At 65.5% G+C, this 22,674-nt stretch carries 25 protein-coding genes; 9 read left to right on the top strand and 16 right to left on the bottom strand.

The genetic code is table 11. The features are described from left to right. Positions 1 to 16: 16 nt before the first annotated feature. The 5 genes from E8F06_RS01270 to prlC all read right to left on the bottom strand — a co-directional run bounded on the left by E8F06_RS01270 (position 17) and on the right by prlC (position 5,087). The gene (locus E8F06_RS01270; RefSeq protein WP_280363431.1) at positions 17 to 724 is read right to left on the bottom strand and encodes a carbonic anhydrase; all 708 of its coding nucleotides are present in this window, start codon (positions 722 to 724) and stop codon (positions 17 to 19) included. A gap of 110 nt (positions 725 to 834) precedes the next feature. Beyond that, the gene (locus E8F06_RS01265) at positions 835 to 1,893 is read right to left on the bottom strand and encodes a PA0069 family radical SAM protein (RefSeq protein ID WP_280363428.1); all 1,059 of its coding nucleotides are present in this window, start codon (positions 1,891 to 1,893) and stop codon (positions 835 to 837) included. An 81-nt stretch (positions 1,894 to 1,974) separates the two neighbouring features. Next, complete coding sequence (locus tag E8F06_RS01260) at positions 1,975 to 2,616, bottom strand: Vat family streptogramin A O-acetyltransferase (protein ID WP_280363425.1); 642 nt, start codon at positions 2,614 to 2,616, stop codon at positions 1,975 to 1,977. Positions 2,617 to 2,775: 159 nt separating this feature from the next. Beyond that, positions 2,776 to 3,042, bottom strand: a complete 267-nt coding sequence (locus tag E8F06_RS01255) for a YheV family putative zinc ribbon protein (protein WP_280363423.1) — start codon at positions 3,040 to 3,042, stop codon at positions 2,776 to 2,778. Then, positions 3,039 to 5,087, bottom strand: a complete 2,049-nt coding sequence (gene prlC, locus E8F06_RS01250; protein WP_280363421.1) for an oligopeptidase A — start codon at positions 5,085 to 5,087, stop codon at positions 3,039 to 3,041. The genes E8F06_RS01255 and prlC overlap by 4 nt, the downstream gene beginning before the upstream one ends. Positions 5,088 to 5,199: 112 nt before the next feature. On the opposite strand from prlC, the gene E8F06_RS01245 reads away from it, so the two are divergent. Further along, positions 5,200 to 5,745, top strand: coding sequence for a gamma carbonic anhydrase family protein (locus E8F06_RS01245; RefSeq protein ID WP_280363419.1), 546 nt, complete (start codon positions 5,200 to 5,202; stop codon positions 5,743 to 5,745). A gap of 1 nt (position 5,746) precedes the next feature. After that, a complete protein-coding gene (locus tag E8F06_RS01240) occupies positions 5,747 to 6,391 on the top strand; it encodes an HAD family hydrolase (protein ID WP_280363417.1) in 645 nt (214 codons plus the stop codon). A gap of 140 nt (positions 6,392 to 6,531) precedes the next feature. Here E8F06_RS01240 and E8F06_RS01235 read toward each other — a convergent pair whose 3' ends face one another. Both E8F06_RS01235 and E8F06_RS01230 read right to left on the bottom strand, forming a co-directional pair. After that, positions 6,532 to 6,765: a DUF1161 domain-containing protein gene (locus E8F06_RS01235; protein WP_190828968.1), complete on the bottom strand. Its 234-nt coding sequence runs from the start codon at positions 6,763 to 6,765 to the stop codon at positions 6,532 to 6,534. Positions 6,766 to 6,823: 58 nt separating this feature from the next. After that, positions 6,824 to 7,900 carry an aminopeptidase gene (locus E8F06_RS01230; protein WP_280363414.1) on the bottom strand — a complete coding sequence of 359 codons (1,077 nt, stop codon included), beginning with the start codon at positions 7,898 to 7,900 and terminating at the stop codon, positions 6,824 to 6,826. A 56-nt stretch (positions 7,901 to 7,956) separates the two neighbouring features. On the opposite strand from E8F06_RS01230, the gene E8F06_RS01225 reads away from it, so the two are divergent. Continuing rightward, complete coding sequence (locus tag E8F06_RS01225) at positions 7,957 to 8,373, top strand: hypothetical protein (protein ID WP_280363411.1); 417 nt, start codon at positions 7,957 to 7,959, stop codon at positions 8,371 to 8,373. A gap of 53 nt (positions 8,374 to 8,426) precedes the next feature. Further along, positions 8,427 to 8,858 (top strand): hypothetical protein, encoded by a 432-nt coding sequence (locus E8F06_RS01220; RefSeq protein ID WP_280363409.1) that lies wholly within the window; start codon positions 8,427 to 8,429, stop codon positions 8,856 to 8,858. 44 nt (positions 8,859 to 8,902) lie between these two features. Here E8F06_RS01220 and E8F06_RS01215 read toward each other — a convergent pair whose 3' ends face one another. The 4 genes from E8F06_RS01215 to E8F06_RS01200 all read right to left on the bottom strand — a co-directional run bounded on the left by E8F06_RS01215 (position 8,903) and on the right by E8F06_RS01200 (position 11,585). Beyond that, positions 8,903 to 9,901, bottom strand: coding sequence for an LLM class flavin-dependent oxidoreductase (locus E8F06_RS01215; RefSeq protein ID WP_280363407.1), 999 nt, complete (start codon positions 9,899 to 9,901; stop codon positions 8,903 to 8,905). A 168-nt stretch (positions 9,902 to 10,069) separates the two neighbouring features. Next, positions 10,070 to 10,294 carry a DUF1161 domain-containing protein gene (locus E8F06_RS01210; protein ID WP_280363403.1) on the bottom strand — a complete coding sequence of 75 codons (225 nt, stop codon included), beginning with the start codon at positions 10,292 to 10,294 and terminating at the stop codon, positions 10,070 to 10,072. A 125-nt stretch (positions 10,295 to 10,419) separates the two neighbouring features. Next, positions 10,420 to 10,635 (bottom strand): dodecin, encoded by a 216-nt coding sequence (locus tag E8F06_RS01205; RefSeq protein ID WP_190828978.1) that lies wholly within the window; start codon positions 10,633 to 10,635, stop codon positions 10,420 to 10,422. Between the two features lie 59 nt (positions 10,636 to 10,694). Then, entirely contained in the window at positions 10,695 to 11,585 is an 891-nt protein-coding gene (locus E8F06_RS01200; protein WP_280363401.1) for a LysR family transcriptional regulator, read from the bottom strand. A 138-nt stretch (positions 11,586 to 11,723) separates the two neighbouring features. Between E8F06_RS01200 and trpB the strand changes: the two genes are divergently transcribed. Continuing rightward, complete coding sequence (gene trpB / locus E8F06_RS01195; protein ID WP_280363399.1) at positions 11,724 to 12,932, top strand: tryptophan synthase subunit beta; 1,209 nt, start codon at positions 11,724 to 11,726, stop codon at positions 12,930 to 12,932. Next, on the top strand, positions 12,929 to 13,738 hold the full coding sequence (trpA, locus tag E8F06_RS01190) for a tryptophan synthase subunit alpha (RefSeq protein WP_280363396.1): 810 nt from the start codon (positions 12,929 to 12,931) through the stop codon (positions 13,736 to 13,738). The genes trpB and trpA overlap by 4 nt, the downstream gene beginning before the upstream one ends. A 267-nt stretch (positions 13,739 to 14,005) precedes the next feature. On the opposite strand, the gene E8F06_RS01185 is transcribed toward trpA, so the two are convergent. The 5 genes from E8F06_RS01185 to E8F06_RS01165 form a co-directional block, all read right to left on the bottom strand. After that, a complete protein-coding gene (locus E8F06_RS01185) occupies positions 14,006 to 14,374 on the bottom strand; it encodes a DOPA 4,5-dioxygenase family protein (RefSeq protein WP_280363393.1) in 369 nt (122 codons plus the stop codon). A gap of 72 nt (positions 14,375 to 14,446) precedes the next feature. Next, positions 14,447 to 15,055, bottom strand: a complete 609-nt coding sequence (locus E8F06_RS01180; RefSeq protein ID WP_280363391.1) for a hypothetical protein — start codon at positions 15,053 to 15,055, stop codon at positions 14,447 to 14,449. After that, positions 15,052 to 16,299 carry a peptidyl-prolyl cis-trans isomerase gene (locus tag E8F06_RS01175; RefSeq protein ID WP_280363390.1) on the bottom strand — a complete coding sequence of 416 codons (1,248 nt, stop codon included), beginning with the start codon at positions 16,297 to 16,299 and terminating at the stop codon, positions 15,052 to 15,054. Before E8F06_RS01175 ends, E8F06_RS01180 begins: the two co-directional genes overlap by 4 nt. 1 nt (position 16,300) lies before the next feature. Next, the gene (locus E8F06_RS01170) at positions 16,301 to 17,287 is read right to left on the bottom strand and encodes a hypothetical protein (RefSeq protein WP_280363388.1); all 987 of its coding nucleotides are present in this window, start codon (positions 17,285 to 17,287) and stop codon (positions 16,301 to 16,303) included. A 147-nt stretch (positions 17,288 to 17,434) separates the two neighbouring features. Continuing rightward, positions 17,435 to 18,388, bottom strand: coding sequence for a LysR family transcriptional regulator (locus E8F06_RS01165; RefSeq protein ID WP_280363386.1), 954 nt, complete (start codon positions 18,386 to 18,388; stop codon positions 17,435 to 17,437). A 111-nt stretch (positions 18,389 to 18,499) separates the two neighbouring features. Here E8F06_RS01165 and betC point away from each other — a divergent pair, with 111 nt between their 5' ends. The 3 genes from betC to E8F06_RS01150 all read left to right on the top strand — a co-directional run bounded on the left by betC (position 18,500) and on the right by E8F06_RS01150 (position 22,670). Then, entirely contained in the window at positions 18,500 to 20,005 is a 1,506-nt protein-coding gene (betC, locus tag E8F06_RS01160; protein WP_280363384.1) for a choline-sulfatase, read from the top strand. Positions 20,006 to 20,029: 24 nt separating this feature from the next. Beyond that, the gene (choX, locus tag E8F06_RS01155) at positions 20,030 to 20,956 is read left to right on the top strand and encodes a choline ABC transporter substrate-binding protein (protein WP_280363382.1); all 927 of its coding nucleotides are present in this window, start codon (positions 20,030 to 20,032) and stop codon (positions 20,954 to 20,956) included. A gap of 154 nt (positions 20,957 to 21,110) precedes the next feature. Beyond that, positions 21,111 to 22,670: a SulP family inorganic anion transporter gene (locus tag E8F06_RS01150; protein WP_280363379.1), complete on the top strand. Its 1,560-nt coding sequence runs from the start codon at positions 21,111 to 21,113 to the stop codon at positions 22,668 to 22,670. Positions 22,671 to 22,674: the final 4 nt, after the last annotated feature.

Raw genomic sequence — 22,674 nt, 5'->3', positions numbered from 1 at the left:
GCAGCCCCTTTTTTCATCAATCCACCTGGTAGCGCGGCCGTGGCGTGGCCATCGGCAGCGGACCGTCACCGATCACGCGGAAGCGCCCCTGCTCGGCGTCATAGGCCTTGATGACGGACGTCTCGATGTCATAGACCCAGCCATGGATGAACAGCTGGCCGCTGGCCAGGCGCGCCGCCACCGAGGGGTGGGTGCGCAGGTGGTCGAGCTGGGCCACCACGTTCTCTTCGGTGAGCACCGCCAGGGACTCGTGGCTGGCGCAGCCGCAATTTTCCTGGACCACCACCTTGGCCACCTCGGCATGGCGCAGCCAGGCCTTTACGGTGGGCATGCGCTCCAGCGTCTGCGGGTCCATCACGGCCTTCATGGCGCCGCAGTCGGAGTGGCCGCAGATGATGATGTGGTGCACGCCGAGGGCCATCACCGCGAACTCGATGGCCGTCGACACGCCGCCGTTCATCTGGCCGTAAGGCGGCACCACGTTGCCGACGTTACGGGTGACGAACAGGTCGCCGGGCGAGCTCTGGGTAATCAGCTCGGGGACGATTCGCGAGTCGGCGCAGGTGATGAACATGGCGCGGGGTTTCTGCTCATGGGCGAGCTTCTTGAACAGTTCTTCCTGTTGCGGGAAGACTTCGTCGCGGAAGCGCTGGAAGCCCTCGACTATGTTCCGCAGGGCCTCTTCCGCACTCTCACCACGTTGCTTGTCGCGCTCGTTGCTCATGCTGCCAACCTCAGTCATCTTAGGAATTGTCTGTTCTGCCGCCCATTATCCACTGATTGTCGGCATTTGAATTCCTACAGGACTGTCGTTACAGCCTCCCGAGTCACACCTCAAAGTAACGCCATCTGTCCACCGGGCGGACAGAAGCGTGAACAGTCCAGTTCATAGTCGCGCCGCCGGTTCAGTCCCAGCTTGCGGATGGCGACGGCAAAACGCTGCGCCAGCAGCTCGGCGAAAGGTCCCTGGCCCTTGAAGCGGTGGCCGAAACGGCTGTCGTAGATTTCCCCGCCCCGGCACTGGCGAATGATGCTCATCACATGGGCAGCACGCTGCGGGTAATGCGCCTGGAGCCATTCCTCGAACAGCGGCCCCACCTCCCTGGGCAGGCGCAGCAGCATGTAGTTCGCCTGCCGCGCGCCGGCATCTCGCGCGGCTTCCAGCAGGCTCTCCAGCTCCATGTCGTTGATCATGGGGATCATCGGCGAACAGAGCACACCCACCGGAATACGGTTCTCGCTCAGCACGCGGATCGCCCGCAGGCGTGCCGATGGAGCGGCGGCGCGGGGTTCCAGGGTGCGTTTCAGTTCGTCGTCGAGGGTGGTGAGGCTGATCATCACGGCCACCAGGTTCTGCTCCGCCAGCTCGGTGAGCAGGTCGAGATCGCGCAACACCAGCGAGCCCTTGGTGACGATGGTCACCGGGTGGCGATAGCGCAGCAGCACTTCGAGAGTCTGGCGGGTGAGGCGGTATTCGCGCTCGATGGGCTGGTAAGGGTCGGTGTTGGAACCGAGGTTGATCGGCGCGCACTGGTAACCCGGCTTGGAGAGCTGCTGTTCGAGCAGGGCGACGGCGTTGGTTTTGGCGATCAGCCGGGTTTCGAAATCCAGCCCCGGCGACATGTCCCAATAGGCATGGCTGGGCCGCGCATAGCAGTAGATGCAACCGTGCTCGCAGCCGCGATAGGGATTCACCGAGCGGTCGAAGGGCAGGTCCGGCGACTGGTTGCGGGTGATGATGCTCTTCGCGGTTTCCTGCCGGACTTCGGTCGCGCGGCTGGGCGGGACTTCCTGGAACCAGCCGTCATCCATCGCCACCGAGGTGGTTGGTGCGAAACGGTTGAAGGGGTTGCTGGCCGTACCACGGCCACGGGGCGGAAGAGGGGCAGGCATGGGAGAATTTCCACAAACTGTATATTCATACAGTATATTGAGATTCTTCCTACGACTAGCCGGATTCTGCCGGGCGGTGCATCACTCGGACGCGGCGCAACGCTCCAGTTCGTCGATGTCGGCGCCCATGATGGCCGCCATATGACGACTGATCTTTTCCACCGACCAGTTCCACCAGGCCACCGCCAGCAGGCGCTGTACCTGTTCGTCCGGGAAGCGCTGTTTCAGCGGTTCGGCCGGATTGCCTCCGACAATGGTGTAAGGCGGTACGTCGCGAGTGACCACTGAGCGCGAGGAAATGATGGCGCCATCACCGATGCGCACGCCGGGCATGATCAGTGCGTCGTAGCCAATCCACACGTCGTTGCCAATGACGGTGTCGCCCTTGTAGGGAAACTCTTCCATCGCCGGCATGTGCTTCTCCCAGCCGCCACCGAATATCTGGAAGGGATAGGTGGAGAAGCCCGACATCTTGTGGTTTGCGCCGTTCATGATGAATTTCACGCCGCGCGCCAGAGCGCAGAACCGGCCGATCACCAGCCGGTCGCCGATGAAGGGAAAGAGATAGAGCACGTTGCGCTCGAAGTTTTCCGCGCCGTCCGGGTCGTCGTAGTAGGTGTACTCGCCGATCTCGATCTGCGGGTTGTTCACCACATTGCGGATGTAGCAGACCTGCGGAAAGCCAGCCATGGGGTGCAGGTTGCGGGGGTCAGGGCCGTGCATGCTGTGCCTCCTGGCAGATCGGACAGTGGGCGGGCATGTTGGGCTTCGCTGCGCTCAGCACCAACCTACGGATCAGATGAGACGGACGGAAAGCCCAACGCTCACCGCCCCTCCATCACCACACACCAGATGCCACATGCGCCCTCCTTGGCGTTCCGCTCACTCGCTGGGTTTCTTCAGCTTCGGATTGGGGAAGAACTGCACCCCCTGCACCTTGGGATCGGCCGCCTTGGGCTTGGGCTGATTGACGCGGGTACCGAGCTCCTTCGGCACCGACTGGCCCTGGGCGTTCAGGGTGTCGGCATAGCCGCAGGCCACGCACTGGCGGTGCGGCACACCGTCCTCGTCCCACATCTGGATCTTGTCCATCTCGCTGCACGCCGGGCACACGGCACCGGCGATGAAGCGTTTCGGCGTGGCGGTCATGCTGCGTCCTCCGTCAGGCCGCTGTGGCGCAACAGGGCGTCGATGGAGGGCTCGCGACCACGGAAGTCGACGAACAGCACCATGGGCTCCTGGGAACCGCCACGGGCCAGGATGGCCTCGCGGAATGCGCGACCGGTGGCCGGATTGAGCACACCTTCCTCCTCGAAGCGAGAGAAGGCGTCAGCGGACAGCACTTCCGCCCACTTGTAGCTGTAGTAACCGGCTGCGTAACCGCCGGCAAAGATGTGCGCGAAGCTGTTGGCGAAACGATTGAACGCCGGCGGACGCATCACCGCGACTTCGGAGCGGATCGCCTCCAGCACGTCGAGGACACTGCGGCCGTCGCCGTGGGCGGCATGCAGTTCGAAGTCGAACAGGGAGAACTCCAGCTGGCGCACCATCATCAGGCCGGACTGGAAGTTCTTCGCCGCGAGCATCTTGTCCAGCAGGTCCTGGGGCAGCGGCTCAGCGGACTGGTAGTGACCGGAGATCAGCGCCAGGCCTTCCGGCTCCCAGCACCAGTTCTCCATGAACTGGCTGGGCAGCTCCACCGCGTCCCAAGCCACGCCGTTGATGCCGGACGCACCGGCATGCTCGACGCGGGTCAGTAGGTGATGCAGGCCATGGCCGAACTCGTGGAAGAGGGTGGTGACTTCATCGTGGGTCAGCAGGGCCGGCTTGTCGCCCACCGCTGGGGTGAAGTTGCAGACCAGGTTGGCCACCGGGCTCACCAGTTCGCCACCGACGTTGCGGCGCTTGTCACGGGCGCCGTCCATCCAGGCGCCACCGCGCTTGTTGGCGCGGGCATAGAGGTCGAAGAAGAAGCGGCCGACGTGCTGGCCGTTCTCGCTGATCTCGAACAGGCGCACGTCCGGGTGCCAGGTGTCGAAGCCGGACAGCTCGCGGATCTCGATGCCGTAGAGCTTCTGCACGATGGCGAAGAGGCCGGACAGCACCTTGTCGACGGGGAAGTAGGCGCGCAGGGTTTCCTGGGAAATACTGTAGCGCTGCTCGCGCAGCTTCTCGCTGAAGTAGCCCACGTCCCAGCTATGCAGGTCGCCCACGCCGCGCTCGGCGGCGAAGGCCTTGAGCTCGTCCAGGTCGTTGGCGGCAAACGGCTTGCTGCGCTTGGCCAGATCGCGGAGGAAGCCCAGCACCTGCGGGGTGGACTCGGCCATCTTGGTGGCCAGGCTGAGGTCGGAGAAATGCTCGAAGCCCAGCAGGCGGGCCAGCTCCTGGCGCAGGTCGAGGATTTCGGCCATCACCGGGCCGTTGTCGTTCTGCCCGGCATTCGGCCCCTGGTCGGAGGCGCGGGTGCTGTAGGCGGTGTAGACCTCTTCGCGCAGGGCGCGGTCATCGGCGTAGGTCATCACCGCGTAGTAGCTGGGGAATTCCAGGGTGATCAGCCAGCCGCCCAGGCCCTTGGCTTCGGCGGCCTGCTTCATCTGTGCCTTGGCCGAATCGGTGAGACCGGCCAGGGCCGCTTCGTCGTGCACCTCTTTGGTCCAGGCCTGGGTGGCGTCCAGCAGTTGGTTGGAGAAGCGGCTGCCCAGCTCGGACAGCTTCATCTGGATTTCGCCGTAACGCTGTTGCTTGTCGGCCGGCAGGTCGATGCCGGACAGGCGGAAGTCGCGCAGTGCGTGGTCGAGGATGGTCTTCTGCGCCACGTCGAAGCCGGCGGCTTCGGGACCGGCGGCCAGCGCCTCGTAGGCCTGGAACAACGCTCGGTTCTGGCCCATCTCGGTCCAGTATTCGGACAGCTTGGGCAGGCAGGCCTCGTAGGCATTGCGCAGTTCGGCGTTGTTGCACACGGCGTTCAGGTGGCTCACCGGGCTCCAGGCTCGCCCCAGGCGTTCGCCCAGTTCGTCCAGTGCCAGCACCAGCCCCTGCCAGGTGGGGGTGCCGTCCTGGCGTTCGAGCAGCTCGGCGATGGCGGCACGGTTGTCGGCGAGGATCTGGTCGACGGCCGGTTCGACATGTTCCGGACGAATGGCGGAGTAGGGCGGCAGGTCGAAGTCTTGCAGGAGGGGATTGCTCAGGGTCACGGCATTCACCTGTATTCGAGGAAGGGCGCGGGCTGCGCGAGGAGACGAGACACAGCCCGGATTGGAGCCATCTTAATTACAATCGCCGGCTGACGCAGCCTCAGGAATCTCTATGAACCCGATCAGAACCTACCAGGGCATCAGCCCCCAGCTCGGCGAGCGGATCTTCGTCGACGCCTCCGCCGTGGTCATCGGCGATGTGCACCTTGGCGACGACAGCTCGGTCTGGCCGCTGGTGACCATCCGTGGCGACATGCACCGCATCCGCATCGGCGCGCGCACCAGCGTGCAGGACGGCAGCGTGCTGCACATCACCCACGCCGGCCCCTTCAATCCCGACGGCTACCCGCTGGAAATCGGTGACGACGTGACCATCGGCCACAAGGCCCTGCTGCACGGCTGCAAGGTCGGCAGCCGGGTGCTGATCGGCATGGGCAGCATTGTCATGGACGGCGCGGTGATCGAGGACGACGTAGTGCTCGGCGCCGGTAGCCTGGTGCCGCCGGGCAAGCGCCTGGAAAGCGGCTATCTCTACGTCGGCAGCCCGGTGAAGCAGGCCCGACCGCTGAGCGACAAGGAAAAGGCCTTCTTCACCTACAGCGCGGCCAACTACGTGAAGCTGAAGGACCTGCACATCGCCGAAGGCTACGGGGTCTGAGATGGATTACCGCAACATCCTCTTCGACCTCGACGGCACCCTCACCGACCCGCGCGAGGGCATCACCCGTTCGGTGCAGTACGCGCTTGGCAAGCTGGACATCCACGAGCCGGACCTGGCGAAGCTGGAACACTTCATCGGCCCACCGCTGCTGCAGTGCTTCATGCAGACCTACGACCTCCCCGAGGAGCGCGCCTGGGAAGCGGTGAACCACTACCGCGACCGCTTCAAGGTCACCGGGCTCTACGAGAACCGCGTGTTCGACGGCATCGATGCGTTGCTCGGACGCCTGCGCGAACAGGGCCGCACCCTGTTCATCGCCACCAGCAAGCCGACGGTATTCGCCCGCGAGATCGCCCGGCACTTCGGCTTCGACCGGCACTTCAAACATATCTACGGCAGTGAACTGGACGGCACCCGCACCAACAAGGTGGAGCTGATCGCCCACCTGCTGGAGGAGGAACGCCTGGACCGCGCCGATACCCTGATGATCGGCGATCGCAAGCACGACCTGATCGGCGCAAGCCGCAATGGCCTGCACGGGGCCGGCGTGGGCTATGGATTCGGCAGCCGCGAGGAGCTGATGGGCGAGGCGCCGGCCTACTACTTCGCCAGCCTGGATGAGCTGAGCCGGGCGTTTGGTTGATGGGGCAAGTTGGGTCAATGACTTGTGGGGGCGAATTCATTCGCCTGGGGGCGCGCAGCGGCCCCAATGATCCAGCAGGGCAGGCCTTCGGCCTGCTTGGCGAATGAATTCGCCCCTACAGGGCCAACCCAGCGTCGGCATCAATCCCCATTGCGCTGGTAGATGATCTTCTTGGTGCCGTTCTCGCAGGAGCCGACCACCATGTTCTGGTCCTTCACTTCGGCGTTGGGGACTATCTCCAGGGTGTAGCTGGTGACACCCGCAGCCTGGATCTTCACTTCGATTTCCTGCTTCAGCTCCTCGCAAGGCTTGGGTGCCGCCACAGCGGTGCCCGCCAACGCGCCCAGCATCAGGACTACAGCCATTCTTCTCATCGCCAACTCCATTTTCTTGATCTCCCGGCCGTTGGACTGACAGCCAGCCAGGCAAGTTCTAGCGGTTCGCCGTCAGGCTTTCCAGTGCTCGCGTGCGTTCCTGCTGAGACAGGTCCCCCAGCTCCCCGGCGCGCCGGTAGAAGGCTTGCCAGTTTCCTCCCGCCTCGCGGAACAGCGCGGCGAAGGCCGGTACCCACTGGTCGTAGAGGCCGAAGGGCAGCAGCTTGGCGTTGTTCATCGGCCCGTCCACCCAGGCGTCGAAGCGGTTGTAGCCGCCCCAATCGCGGTCGCGCATGGTGCGGTAGTCGCGGCGCAGGCGCTCGAATTCCTCGGTCTTGGCTTGGCGCATTCGCTCGGGCGGCAAGTCACTGGCGTAGAGGCGTTCCAGCCGCTCGCGGGCGTCCAGCACCAGGCGGGTCAGGGCGTCTCGGCGCCGGGAGCCTTCGTCGCCCCGGGTGGATAGGCCACGGCTGGCGCGCCACTGGTTCAGGCCTTCGCGCTCGACGAAGCTGGCGAAAGACTCGTTGAACGCCGTATCCCCCGGCACATAAAGCTGCTGGTGGGCCAGCTCGTGGAAGATCAGCGCGGCAAGGCGGTCGTCGTCCCAGCGCAGCATGGTGTTGAGCAGCGGGTCGTCGAACCAGCCCAGGGTGGAATAGGCCTCAACGCCGCCAACCCAGGTATCCAGGCCCTGTTGCCGGAGCAATGCCGCCGCGCCCCTGGCACGGCTCAACTGGTAGTAGCCGCGATAGGCGACACAACCGGCGATGGGGAAGCAGTGGGTTTCCGGCTGCAGGGAGAACTCCGCCGTGGCGAACAGGTTCCACACCACATAGGGCCGCTGGATATCGGCGTAGACGCGGTAGCTGTCGTTGTCAGGCAACCCCAGGGACGCACTGGCGAAGGTCCGCGCCTCCTGGGTGAGTGCCAGGCGCTGGCGTAGCGGTTGCGGTTGGGCGGGGTCGTCGATCAGCGCCTGCACCGGCTGGCGGGCGTGCAGCAGAGCGAGCTGTCCGCGCGCCAATTGGCCGTAGTAATCCAGGCTGGAACAACCGCTCAGCAGCACGGCGCCCAACAAGGGAACCCAGGGCCTGTGGATGCGGTCAAGCAGTTCGATAACAAGGGTGGTCAGCATGCCGCGACACTAGCGCATCGGAGCCATCCACCACTACTGGCCTGTTGGAGCTTTCCATGCGCCCTCTGCTGCTTTTCCTGCCGCTTCTCAGCCTTGGCGGCTGCGCCCTGATGCTGCCCAGCCCCGACCCGAACCAGGCCTGGATCTCCCTGCACAAGCAGGAAGGCCAGGACATCCAGGCCAGCCGGGTGGATAACAAGGCACTCTCCGACCCGCGCTACTTCCAGGTCACGCCGGGCCGGCACGAACTGGAAGTGCGCCTGGAGTTCGACGTGGGCGGTCAGGACATCGGCCAGGGCAGCACGAATTATCGGCGCACCTGCCTGCTCAAGCTGGACTATGCCGACTTCGCGGCAGGCGAGCGCTATCTGCTGCAGGCCGGCGGTATCGGCTTCCGTCCCTGGGCGCGGCTGTATGACGAGCGCAACCAGGAAGTCGCCAAGGCGCGGGAAAGTCGCTGCGGCGATGTCTGAAATCTTCGGCATGGGGGTATGCTGAAAGCACCTACCCCATCAGGAGTTCCTACATGCGCACGCTGTTGGCCCTGACGCTGCTGGCCAGCCTCTCCGCCTGCGCCAGCAAGTTGCCCGAACCCGATCCGCGGATGGCGTGGATCGACATTTCTCCCGAGCCCGGCGATACCCTCATGGCCGACCGCCTCGACGACAGGCGCTGGGGCGACGGCCGCTACTACCAGGTATTGCCCGGCAAGCACGAGCTGGAGTTGCGCTACCAGTTTGAAATCGGTGGTGGCGGCGGTGGCTTCGGCAGAGACATGAACTCAGGCCCCACCCAAACCACCTGCTACGTGGTGCTGCGCTACGACAAGTTCGAAGCCGGCAAGCGCTACCGCGTGGAAGCACGGAACGCCGCCAACCAGCCTTGGGTTTGGCTCTACGACGACCAGCGCAACGTGCTGGCGCGCCATGAGATCTTCCCGCGCTGCGGCGCCTTGTGAACTGATAGCGGCCGCCCTGGCCGTTGCTGCCTGCCCAGCGTGCTTCAGTCGCGAAGGCTGGCGAGGATGTCGAATGCCCTGAGCCGGTGTTCGTGCTGGTAGAGGTCGCAGGTGAAGATCAGCTCGTCGGCATCGGTCTGGTCCAGCAGCACCTGCAGGCGCGCACGGATCTTCTCCGGGCCGCCCACCATGGCCATGGCCAGGAAACTGCCCACCGCATCCTTCTCATGGGGCAGCCAGCGACCCGCCATGCTTTCCACAGGCGGGCGCAGCACCAGGCTTTCGCCACGAATCAGCGCCAGGACACGCTGGTACACCGTGGTGGCGAGGAATTCCGCCTCTTCGTCGGTGGGTGCTGCCACCAGCGGCACGCCCAGCATCACATAGGGCTTGTCCAGCACCGCCGAGGGGCGGAAATGATTGCGGTAGACGCGAATCGCCTCATGCATGTAGCGCGGCGCGAAGTGCGAGGCGAAGGCATAGGGCAGACCTTTCTGCCCGGCCAGCTGGGCGCTGAACAGGCTGGAGCCAAGCAGCCAGATGGGCACATTGGTGTCCACGCCCGGCATGGCGATCACCTTCTGCTCCGGCTGGCGCGGGCCGAGGAGCATTTCCAGCTCTTCGACGTCCTGCGGGAAGTCGTCGGCGCTGCCCAGGCGGTCGCGGCGCAGGGCGCGGGCGGTGAGATGGTCAGCCCCCGGCGCACGGCCAAGGCCCAGTTCAATGCGGCCCGGATAGAGGCTGGCGAGGGTGCCGAATTGTTCGGCGACCACCAGTGGCGCGTGGTTGGGCAGCATGATGCCCCCGGAACCCAGACGGATGCGCGAGGTACCGCCGGCCAGGTACGCGAGCAGCACGGCGGTCGCGGAGCTGGCGATGCCGTCCATGTTGTGGTGCTCGGCTACCCAGAAGCGCGAAAAACCCAGCTGTTCGACGTGGCGCGCCAGCTCCAGGGAGTTGTGCAGGGCCTGGGTGGCGCCGCCGTGGTCGCGCACAGGGGCCAGATCGAGGACGGAAAGGGGCAGCTTGGACAGGGCAGACATAGGCAAGACCTTGGCAGGGGAAAGGCGTGGAGCCTTATCCGAGTGAATCAGTAGGTCTTACTCTAGGGATTGGCGCCCAAGGCCGCTAGAAGGCACTTTTCGGTAACCAGGGCACCAGAAGGTAAGGATTGGGCCGGCACAGGCGCCGGCCCGGGGAGTACCGCGCGATCATTTGCGCTGGTAGGCGATCTCCTTGGTGCCGCCCTCGCAGGTACCCACCACCTGCTTGCCGGCGGCATTGCCCTTGTCGACGACTTCCAGGCTGTAGGAGACGACGCCCTTGTCCTTGAGCTTGGCGTCGATCTCGGCCTTGAGCTCTTCGCAGGGTTTGACGGCGGCGAAGGCCGAACCGGCCAGGGCGAACAGGCCAAGGCCCAACAGCAGTTTCTTCATGTGTAACGCTCCCTCGTGATGAATGAAGTGCTCGCAAGAGCTATCCGCTCCCGCCTGGATCCAGGAAAGGCCAGAAGCGGACGGCCAGAGACTAGCCGAATTCAGGCGAGGGAGGATGTGGCGCGTCAGCTGTCGCTGATGCGGAAGCCGATCTTCAGGGTCACCTGGAAGTGCGCCACTTTGCCGTTCTCTATATGCCCACGGGTGTCCACGACTTCGAACCAGTCCATGTTGCGGACCGTCCTCGACGCCTCGGTGATGGCATTGTTGATCGCGTCGTCGATGCTGCTGCGGGAGGTGCCAACTATCTCGATCTTCTTGTAGGTGCGGTGATCAGACATGGTGTATCTCCTGTGCCGGGCACGAGTGGGTTCCCCTGCAAGGCTAGCCAAGAATGCCGCTATCGGCCGGCCAACTCCTTGCTCAACCAATGGGCCAGGCGTTCGGCTCGACGATCCAGCTGCCGCGCCTGGACCCAGAGCGCCAGGCGCGCAGGGGTTTCGACGAAGCCCCAGGGCGCCACCAGGCGGCCGGATGCGAGTTCGTCGGCGACCAGTTGCTGCGGGGCGATGGCCACGCCGAGCCCGGCCACGGCCGCCTCCAGCAGGTAGTAGAGATGCTCGAAACCCTGCCCCTGGCGCAGGCGGCCCGGGTCCAGCCCCTGGGCTGCGGCCCACTGCGGCCATGCCTGAGGCCGCGACACGGTGTGCAGCACGGCCTCATCCAGCAGTGCGGCGGGCGCAGTGCAAGCCAGCACGTCGTGGCGGGCATAGCGTGGACTCAGTACCGGGCCGATGGATTCGGCGGCCAGCTCGAACACCCGCATGTCCGCCGGCCAGGGCGGCTCGGCGAAGCACAGGGTGGCATCCACGCCAGGACGACGCGGGTCCAGTTCACCCTCGCTGGCCGAGAGCTGCAGGCGCAGTTCGGGGAGTTCGCGGTTGAGCCGGTCCAGGCGTGGAATGAACCAGCGCGCCAGCAGGCTGCCCGGACATCCGAGGACGAAGGGCGCATCCTCGCTGCGCTTCTGCAGATCGGCGTAGGCGCTGCGCAGGCGCTCGAAGGCGTCACCGGCGGCATCGCGCAAGCGCTGGCCGGCATCCGTGAGTTTTACGCCGCGACCATCCTTGCTGAACAGGGCGATGCCCAGCTCCTCCTCCAGCATCCTCACCTGCCGGCTCACGGCGCCATGGGTGACGTGCAGTTCTTCGGCGGCGCGGCTGATGCTCTGCAGTCGGGCGGCGGCCTCGAAGGCGCGAAGGGCATTCAGGGGAGGCAGGTCACGGCTCATGGCTATTCGTGAGTTTTTCTGACAGGTAAAGGCAATCTAATCGCTTTTCCGTCACCTCGCCAAGGGTAGAATGGCGCCATCAACCCTCTTCCCCAGCCCCTCGCCGACGAGCGAGGGGTGCAGAAACAGGAGTCCAGCATGACCTCTCTGCGCACCGGCCCCGATACCAAGGGCCTCTTCGGCAGCTTCGGCGGGCAATACGTCGCCGAAACCCTGATGCCGCTGATCCACGACCTGGCCCGCGAATACGAAAAGGCCAAGGATGATCCGGAATTCCAGAAAGAGCTGGCCTACTTCCAGCGTGACTACGTCGGCCGCCCGAGCCCGCTGTACTTCGCCGAACGCCTGACCGAGCACTTCGGCGGCGCGAAGATCTACCTCAAGCGCGAAGAGCTGAACCACACCGGCGCGCACAAGATCAACAACTGCATCGGCCAGATCCTCCTGGCCCGGCGCATGGGCAAGAAACGCATCATCGCCGAGACCGGCGCCGGCATGCACGGCGTGGCCACCGCCACCGTGGCTGCCCGCTTCGGCCTGCAGTGCGTGATCTACATGGGCACCACCGACATCGACCGCCAGCAGGCCAACGTCTTCCGCATGAAGCTGCTCGGCGCCGAAGTGATCCCGGTCACCGCCGGCACCGGCACCCTGAAGGACGCGATGAACGAAGCCCTGCGCGACTGGGTGACCAACGTCGACAGCACCTTCTACCTGATCGGCACCGTCGCCGGTCCGCACCCTTACCCGGCCATGGTCCGCGACTTCCAGGCCGTGATCGGCAAGGAAACCCGCGAGCAGCTGGCCGAACAGGAAGGCCGCCTGCCCGATTCGCTGGTCGCCTGCATCGGTGGCGGTTCCAACGCCATGGGCCTGTTCCACCCGTTCCTCGATGACACCTCGGTGAAGATCGTCGGCGTAGAAGCCGCCGGCCACGGCATCGAGACCGGCAAGCACGCGGCCAGCCTGAACGGTGGCGTACCGGGCGTGCTGCACGGTAACCGCACCTTCCTGCTGCAAGACGAAGACGGCCAGATCATCGACGCCCACTCGATCTCCGCCGGCCTGGACTATCCCGGCATCGGCCCGGAACACGCCTGGCTGCACGACATCGGCCGCGTCGAGTACACCTCGATCACCGACCATGAAGCCCTGGAAGCCTTCCACCAGTGCTGCCGCCTGGAAGGCATCATTCCGGCGCTGGAGAGCTCCCACGCCCTGGCTGAAGTGTTCAAGCGCGCGCCGAAGCTGCCGAAGGACCACCTGATGGTGGTGAACCTCTCCGGCCGCGGCGACAAGGACATGCAGACCGTTATGCACCACATGCAACAGGAGCAGAAAGCATGAGCCGCCTGCAGACTCGCTTCGCCGAACTGAAAGAACAGAACCGCGCCGCCCTGGTGACCTTCGTCACCGCAGGCGACCCGGGCTACGACGCCTCCCTGGCCATCCTCAAGGGCCTGCCGGAAGCCGGTGCCGACGTGATCGAACTGGGCATGCCCTTCACCGATCCGATGGCCGACGGCCCGTCCATCCAGCTGGCCAACATCCGCGCACTGGGTGCCAAGCAGAACCTGGCCAAGACCCTGCAGATGGTTCGCGAATTCCGCGCTGGCAACCAAACCACTCCGCTGGTGCTGATGGGTTACTTCAACCCCATCCACTACTACGGCGTGGACCGCTTCATCAGCGACGCCAAGGAAGCGGGCGTAGACGGCCTGATCGTGGTCGACCTGCCGCCGGAACATAACGAAGACCTCTGCCACCCGGCCCAGGCCGCGGGCATCGACTTCATCCGCCTGACCACCCCGACCACCGACGACAAGCGCCTGCCCGTGGTGCTCGATGGCAGCTCCGGCTTCGTCTACTACGTCTCCGTAGCGGGCGTGACCGGTGCCGGCTCCGCCACCCTGGAGCACGTGCAGGAAGCCGTCACCCGCCTGCGTCGCCACACCGACCTGCCGGTGGCCATCGGCTTCGGCATCCGCACCGCCGAACATGCCGCGAGCATCGCCAAACTGGCCGATGGCGTGGTGGTGGGTTCTGCCCTGGTGGACCAGATCGCCAATGCCGAAACCCCGGAACAGGCCGTGAACGGCGTCCTCGGCCTCTGCAAGACCCTCGCCGAAGGCGTACGCGGCGCTCGCGCCTGATTCACGCCAGCAGCACAAGAAAGCCGCTGTCCCTCTGGGAAACAGCGGCTTTTTTCTGGGCCCTCGTCCCGTAGGGTGGACATCGCTTTTCATGTCCACCAGCACAGCCAGGCTGGGCATCGATGGTGGATCGGTGAAGCGTGATCCACCCTACGCCTCGGACGCTCCTTGTAGGGGCGAATTCATTCGCCAAACGGGCCGAAGGCTCGCCAGGTGGGTCCGCTTCGCGGCCCTTTTCCAATGAATTAGAACCCACAGTCGATCGATTCAGAGGTCGTACTCGATCTCGCCATCTTCGAGGCAGGAAAGGTCCAGCGGCCGAATCGCCCCCATCCACATGGGGTAGTCGCGGTGGTCGCGCAGGTCGCTGCCGGTGATGGGGTGGATGAGCACCGTCAGGCCATTGCGGTGCAGCGCCAGCCAGGGGATCACGTCGCCGAACAGGTCGGGCTTGAATGCCAGTTGGCAGCTCCAGTCGGGATGCGGGCCGACAAGTTTCTCGTGTACGCGTCCCATCTTCAGCGGAAAGCGCCGCGCGGCTTCCTCGCAGAGCGTGCGCGCCTGCTCAAGGGTCGTGGCGTCAAAGTAAACGTGGGCGTGAAAGCCCTTGATGCGGGGTGTGGAGAAGTCCTGCATATCACGCCTCCCGGAATGCGAAGGCTCCCATGGTACCTGCAAGCGATGGCTTGGCCGCGAGGATTTCCGCCGCTATCGGTCTTTCGCCGGGGCCTGGGTGCCTGCTTCGGGAAGCAGTTGCGGTGCCTCGCTTTCGAGCCGGCCCTTCATAGCCTCCAGCTGCTCCAACGCGGCGCGTGCTTCGTCCAGTTCGCTGACGCTGCGTTCGCCACTCTGTTCCGCCGCCTCGATGCGCGCACGAATTTCCGGAATCTGCTGCACGCCGCCGGCATAGGCCTGGAGCAGCTCGCGGGTCTGGCGTTCCTCCAGGGCTGCGTACTGGCGCGGGTCGGCCAGCTCGGCGGCGGTGGCAGCCTGGCGCGGTTTCAGGCCACCCAGGGTCGGGCTGCGCGGGTCGCCCTTTTCGGACATCCACTGCATGAGCTGGATAGCCTCGGCCTGGTCCAGGCTCGGTGTTTCCCGCTCCGACGAAGCGACAGCCAGGGGCCTGCCTCGACCTTCCGCAGGCAGGGCAGGCGCAGGAGGCGCTACCGGCAACGGAGGCGCGGGGGCGATGATCGGCGGCGGTATGGGTCTGGACGCCGATACCGGCTGCGGCGCCGGTGTCAGCAGCACGGTCGCGCAGGCCAACGCCGCAACGCCCGCGCTGCAGGCCAGGGCCACGCCAAGCCAGGCCTTCACAGCCCTTCCACCTGTGCACTGGCGAGCAGGCGGCTCAGGCGCTCATCGAGCTCGGCAGCCAGCTTCTCCCGCGCCACCGCCTGGTTCACCTCATAACGCACGCTGCGGTCGCTGAGGGGTAATTGCCGGTCTTCACGGCTGCGTACCCGGACGATCTCGAACACGCCACCGATGCGCATGGGCTGCGACAGGGTGTCGGCCTTCTGGATCAGCGCCGTCTTGCGCAGCAGGTCCAGCTCGCCATCCTCAGGACGGATCAAACCGAGATCGCCCGGTGGTGTCCGATCCTTGTCCTGCGCCAGGGAATAGCGCCGCACCGCCTCGTCGAACGCCAGCCCTTTTTGCAACTCGGCATAGACGCGATCAGCGCTGGCCTGGTCGGGCAGGCGGATATGCGCCGCCTGTACGCCCGCAACATTGAGGTAGCGCGCCTGGTTGCGCTGGTAGTAGGCCTGCGCCTCGGCGTCGGTGACCTTGGCTGCCAGTTCGCGCAGGGCTTCCGACTCATGGTGGAAGTCGCTGTACAGGCCGATCTGGTGCAGATAGCGCTGGCGCACCAGGCGATCCCGCACCAGGATTTTCAGACCCTGTCGTTCCGCCGGGGTGAAGCCGTCCTGAGCCAGACGGAACCACAGGTAGTCACGCTGCACGCGGGTCTGCACCTGGCGCGCCAGGTATTCCAGGTTGCCCTGTTGCAGTTCCACCTGCCCCTGGATGTTGTCGCCCTGGTAGAGGGACAACAGGTCCAGGCGCTGCTCGGGCTGACCGGGGAACTGCCAGCGGATCAGCTCCACCTGTGCGGCTTCGCGCTGTTGCTCGGGGCTGAGCTGCAGGCTGTTCTCCACCAACCCGCGGGAAGCGGGAGCCAGCACCTCGCGCAGGCGCTGGGCACTGAGCGGTTGCGGCTGGCGCAGGAAGGGCCGCAGGTCCTGCCGGCCGGCACGTCCGTAGTACTGCTCAAGCAGGTTGCCGGCTTCCATCTCGACGCTGGCGTCCAGGTCGCTGCGGCTCTGGGCGTTCAACTCGCTCGCCACCTCGCGGGCCAGCAGGTGGTTCTCCAGCAGCCCGCGGCGCAGTTGTTGCGAGTCGGTGTTGAACTTCACCCGGCTGAGCACCTGTTCCAGCAGCGCGATGCTCTTGCCCGGCAGCAGCTCGCCGTCGACCCGCAAATCCGGCGCGGCCGGCATGGCCTGCGCGCCCCCCAGGTACAGCCCCAGCACCAGAGCGACAATCGACCTGCGCACGTCAGATGCCTTCGGTCGCATTGAAGCTGTCGGCCCCCTTGGTCAACACGGTGACGGTCAGCGCAATGGATTCGGGGATCAGCTCCCTGGCCACCCGCAGGCGCGTGGCGTAGCTGGTGTCATACAGCGGCTCGGGATGGGCATAGGCGACCTGTCCGGTCTGGGTCAGCAGCTCGCGGATGCTCCGGCTGGCGTCGTAGCGGCCGATGAGGTTGGCCACGGCAGCCTGGTCATTGAGTTTCTCGCTGGCGTAATGGTCGTCGACCCAGCCTTCCCAGCTGGAGTGGCCGTTGGCCGAGGTGACCCACACGTGGTGCGGCTGCGCCACATCGCCGGTGGCGTGCAGGGCATAGCCGATGGTTTGCAGCGAGGGCGCGGCGCGGAACTGGTCGAACCAGTAGCCGGCGAGGTTATCGATGGGCTGGAAGGCAGCGGTCTGGAAGTCGCCGTAGTGCTCCTGCCAGTTGGAGCGGGTGCCCCGCCGGTAGTGGGCTTCGGTGGTGTCGAAGTCGCCGCGCTTCAGCTCGCGGTTGTAGAGATAGACCATGGCGTACCAGTCCACGTCGGCAATGCCGCCGTCCACCTTGTGGTAGCGATAGTCGTAGCCGCCATGGGCATTGCCATGGGCGTCGCCGTCGCGGGTGAGGTTGAGGAAGTGCCAGTAGGACGTGTAATTCACCAGGCCGGCGGCGGCGTTCCACACCGGCGCGTATTCGTAGCCGACCCACCAGCCGCCCAGGCGGGTGTCCTTGAAATCGTCCACGTCGAAGGCGGCCTGGCCGAGGACTTCCCCGGCCTTGGCCTCGCTGCCGGCGGCGCTCACGTAGAACTGGTAGGCCTCACGCATTTCCGCCGTCGCGTAGGGGGAATTCATGTAGGCCAGGGCATCCTTGACGATGTTCTTGTGGGTCGGTTGCGACCAGGCGTTGGCCTGGCCGGCGAGGGCGCAGAGGCTGAGGCCGGCAGCCAGGCAGGTGAGGACTTTCATCGGCAGCTCTCATGAAATGGACGAAGCCAGAACTGATAGCCGAGGTTCTTTCCCGCTGCATGACAGTGCGGCACGATTTCGGCACGAACGTCTCAGATCCGCGCAGAACCAACCGATAGTTGGGCCTCCGCGCCCCCTGACCGGCTCTCAGATGGCGATGCCTTCCCGATGCCGGATGAGCTGCGCGTGGCGGGCCTCGTCGCCCAATTCCTGCTGCAGCCAGTCGACGAAACACTTCATCAGCCGGGCACGGCGCTTGCGCTCCGGCTGCACCAGGTAATAACCGAAATCCGAACTGACACTGGTCTCCAGCACAGGCACCAGCAGGCCCTGGTCGAGCAGGTCGTCCACCAGATAGCGCCAGCCGATGGCCACACCCTGGCCGGCAATCGCGGCCTGGATCAGCAGGGTGTAGTTGTCGAAGCGCAGCATCCCCGAGCCGGGCGGCTGGGCGATCCCCAGCTCGCGGAACAGCGCGCCCCAGTCGAACCAGCGGGTGCGCACCTCGGGCTTGAGGTGCAGCAGCGGCAGTTCAGTCAGGGCCGTCACCGGCAGTGGCTTGTCGCGTCCAGCCAGCAGGCGCGGGCTGGCGATGGGGAAGACCTCTTCGCGGAACAACAGCAGCGCCTCGCCATGCTTGAAGCGGCCGTCGCCGAAGGCGATGGCGATGTCCACCTCCGAGCGCAGCATGTTCATGGTGCGATCACTGGTGACGATGCTGACGTCGATTTCGGGGTTCGCCTCATGGAAACGGTGCAAGCGCGGCATCAGCCAGTAGGCGGCGAAGGCGAAGTCGGTGGCCACCTGCAGCACCTCGTGCTGGGGCCGCGAGCCGATGGCTTCGAGCCCGGCGCTGATGGCCTGCAAGCCTTCCTGGACATGGAGGAACAGAAGCCGGCCAGCGTCGGTGAGTTCGATGCCGCGATATACACGGTCGAACAGGCGGGTCGCCAACTGCTTCTCCAGGCGCTGGATCTGCTGGCTCACCGCCGGCTGGGTGGTGCCCAGTTCCACGGCGGCGGCCGTGAAGCTGAGATGGCGGGCGGCGGACTCGAATACCCGCAGCAGGTCCAGGGACAGCTCAGACTGTAGTTCTGCCATAAGTAGCTCTTATCCGAGTCATGTTCCGCTATGCGGTTTACCGGGCTGATCGCTGGCGCAATCATCGTTCCCAGCACTTTCGCATAATTCGACAGTATGGATAAGCGAACGATGAAACGACCCAACATCCTCTTCATCATGGCCGACCAGATGGCTGCGCCGCTGCTGCCCTTCTACGCGCCCTCGCCGATCAAGGTGCCGCACCTGTCGCGGCTCGCCGCCGAGGGTGTGGTATTCGATTCGGCCTACTGCAACAGCCCGCTCTGCGCGCCCTCACGCTTCACCCTGGTGAGCGGCCAACTGCCGTCGAAGATCGGCGCCTACGACAACGCCGCTGACTTTCCCGCCGACGTGCCAACCTATGCCCACCACCTGCGCCGCCTCGGCTACCGCACGGCGCTCTCCGGCAAGATGCACTTCTGCGGCCCGGACCAGTTGCACGGCTACGAGGAGCGCCTGACCAGCGACATCTATCCGGCCGACTATGGCTGGGCGGTGAACTGGGACGAGCCCGATGTGCGTCCGAGCTGGTACCACAACATGTCCTCGGTGCTGCAAGCCGGGCCGTGTGTACGCACCAACCAGCTGGATTTCGACGAGGAGGTGGTGTTCAAGGCCCGCCAGTACCTCTACGACCATGTTCGCGACAACGCCGAGCAGCCCTTCTGCCTGACTGTGTCGCTGACCCATCCGCACGATCCCTACACCATCCCGGCGGAGTACTGGGATCGCTACGAGGATGTGGACATTCCCCTGCCGCGCCAGCGCTTCGCCGATGCCGAGCAGGACCCGCACAGCCAGCGCCTGCTCAAGGTCATCGACCTCTGGGGCAAACCGCTACCGGACGAGAAGATCCGCGACGCCCGCCGTGCCTATTTCGGCGCCTGCAGCTACGTAGACGACCAGATCGGCGCCCTGCTGAAGACCCTGGCCGAGTGCGGGCTGGAAGAGGACACCATCGTCGTGTTCTCCGGCGACCACGGCGACATGCTTGGCGAGCGCGGCCTCTGGTACAAGATGCACTGGTTCGAGATGGCCGCCCGCGTGCCGCTGCTGGTCCACGCTCCCGGCCGCTTCCAGGCGCATCGGGTGAGCCAGTCGGTCTCCACCGTCGACCTGCTGCCCACGCTGGTGGAACTGGCCGGCGGCACGCTGGAACGCAACCTGCCGCTGGATGGCCGCTCGCTGTTGCCACACCTGCGGGGCGAGGGCGGGCACGATGGGGTGCTGGGCGAGTACATGGCCGAAGGCACCACCAGCCCGCTGATGATGATCCGTCGCGGCCCCTACAAGTTCATCTACTCGGAAGAAGACCCCTGCCTGCTCTTCGACCTGGCCAACGACCCGCAGGAGCTGGAGAACCTGGCCACCTCACCGGACCACCAGGCACTGCTTGCGGTATTCCTCGACGAGGCGCGCGTACGCTGGGATATCCCGACCATCGCCGAAGCCGCACTGGCCAGCCAGCGCCGCCGCCGCTTCGTCGCCGACGCCCTGACCCATGGCCGGCTGAAGAGCTGGGACCACCAGCCTTTCGTCGACGCCAGCCAGCAGTACATGCGCAACCACATCGACCTGGACGACCTGGAGCGCCGCGCGCGCTTTCCCCAACCCTGACCCACTCTTGCGAGGAACCAAGGCATGAAGACGATCAATGCGGTGCTTGCCGGCGGCGTGCTGCTGACCGGCCTGACGTTCAACGTCCAGGCGGAGGACGCCAGTTGCGCGACGGTGAAGCTGGGTGATCCGGGCTGGAGCGATATCGCCGTGACCAATGGCGTGGCGCGCATCCTGCTCGATGGTCTGGGGTATCGCACGGAAACCCCGACACTGGCGGTGCCGATCATCTTCGCCGGCCTGCACAAGGGACAGATCGACGCCTTCCTCGGCAACTGGATGCCGGCGCAACAGAGCAACTACGACAAGTTCGTCGCCGCCGGCAATGTCGACAAGGTGGCGCAGAACCTCAGCGGCACCGAATACACCCTGGCAGTGCCGCGCTACGCCTTCGACGCGGGCGTGAAGACCTTCGCCGACCTGGACCGCTTCGCCGACCAGTTCGACAAGAAGCTCTACGGGATTGCTTCCGGTTCTCCGGCCAACGAGTCGATCCGGCAGATGATCGCCAAGGATGAATTCGGCCTCGGCGACTGGAAGCTGGTGGAGTCCAGCGAGCAAGCGATGCTGGTGCAGGTGGGCCGTGCGGTGAAACGCGATCAGTTCGTGGTCTTCCTGGGCTGGACGCCGCACCCGATGAACGTGCAGTACGACATGGCCTACCTCAAGGGCGGCGAGAAGTACTTCGGCGAAAGCGGCAGCGTGAACACCCTGGCGCGCAAGGGCTATGCCGCGCAGTGCCCGAACGTGGGCAAGCTACTGACCAACCTGCAGTTCACCCAGGAGATGGAGAACGCCATCATGGACCAGGTGCTCAACGGCAATGCCAACAACGACGCGGCGGTGAAGGCCTGGCTCAAGGCCAACCCGGCGGTGGTGCAGGGCTGGCTGCAGGGCGTGACCACCCGTGAGGGCGGCGATGCCGTGGCGGCGGTGCAGGCAAAGCTCTGACGGATCGCCCTATGGGTACAAATCCCTGTGGGGGCGAATTCATTCGCTAATGGTTGCGAAGCAGCCCCATGGAAATTCATGGGCAGGCCTGCGGCCTGCATAGCGAATGAATTCGCCCCCACAAGGCAGTAACAGCCCCACCGCCAGGCCCAAGATGAAAGCCGCCAACCTCTTCCCCTTCCTCACCTGGCTACCCGCCATTCGCCCACGCGACCTCGGCCGCGACGCGTTGGTGGGCCTGACCGGCGCCATCCTCGCCCTGCCCCAGTCCATCGCCTATGCACTGATCGCCGGGTTGCCGGCGGAGTACGGGCTTTATGCGGCAGTCGTGCCGGTCATCATCGCCTGCCTCTGGGGGTCGTCTCGGCACCTGATCTGCGGGCCAACGGCGGCCATCTCGGTGGTGCTCTTCGCCAGCGTCAGCCCACTGGCCCTGCCGGGCAGCCAGGACTACGTCGGCCTGGTGTTGCTGCTGACCTTCCTCGCCGGGGCCTTCCAGTGGCTGCTGGGCGCCCTGCGCTTCGGCTCGCTGGCCAACTTCGTCTCGCAATCGGTGGTGCTCGGCTTCACCCTGGGCGCGGCGCTGGTGATCGCCCTCGGCCAGGTGCCGAACCTGCTGGGCCTGGCCCATCTGGAAGGGCGCGCAACGGCCTGGCAGAGCGCCCTGGAACTGGCGCGGCATGTGCGCGAAGTACACTGGCCGTCGCTACTGGTGGCGAGCGTCACCCTGGGTCTGTCGATCCTTGTGCGCACCATGTGGCCGCGCATGCCGGCGCTACTGATCGGCATCATCGGCGGCAGCCTGTTGGTGCTGGCGCTACCCGGCACCTTCGCCGGCGTCCCGCTGGTGCAGCCCTTCAGCGGAAGCCTGCCGCCACTGGCCGCGATCCGCTTCGATGCCGAGGACATCCTGCGCCTGCTGCCCTCGGCGGTCGCCTGCGGTCTGCTCGGCCTGGTCACCAGTCTGTCCATCGCCCGCGCCTTGGCCTGCCAGTCGCGCCAGGTGCTGGATGCAGACCAGGAATGCCGTGGCCAAGGCCTGTCCAACCTGATCGGTGCCTGGTTTTCCGGCTACCTCTCTGCCGGCTCGTTCACCCGTTCCGGGCTGAATCTCCAGGCCGGTGCGCAGTCGCCGCTGTCGGGTGTGTTCTCGGCGCTCTGGGTGGCGTTGTTCGCCCTGCTGGGGGCAAGCCTGATCGCCCATATCCCACTGCCCGCCATGGCGGCGAGCATCCTGCTGATCTGTTGGGGTTTGCTGGATGGACGCAGCGTGCGCCAGCTCTGGCGGGTCAGCCGGGCGGAGTTCGTGGTGATGGCGCTGACCTGCGTCGCCACCCTGTTGCTGGAGCTACAGACCGCCATCTACGCCGGGGTGCTGGCTTCGCTGTTCTTCTACCTCAAGCGCACCTCGCAGCCACGTGTGCTGCAGGCGACGGAAGAAGACGCCGAGGTCCTGCGCATCGAGGGGTCGATCTTCTTCGGCGCCTGCCCGTACCTGCAGAAGCTGATCCAGCGCAGCCGCGCCGGGCGTCTGGTGCTGGATGCGCACCATGTGAACTTCATCGACTACGCCGGGGTGAGCATGCTTCACGAAGAGGCGCGGCGCCTGGGTGGAGAAGGGCGCAGCCTGGTACTCCGCCGCGCCCGACCGCAGGTGGCGCGGGAGCTGCGCAAGCTGGAAGGCACCGATAGCCGGCTGGTGATAGAGGGGTAGTCGG

Origin of the sequence: Pseudomonas sp. BN411 (assembly GCF_029871235.1) — a bacterium.
In the GTDB taxonomy this organism is placed as follows: Bacteria; Pseudomonadota; Gammaproteobacteria; order Pseudomonadales; family Pseudomonadaceae; genus Metapseudomonas.
The sequence above is the reverse complement of the archived record's forward strand: the minus strand, read 5'-3'. Positions and strand labels throughout refer to the sequence as shown.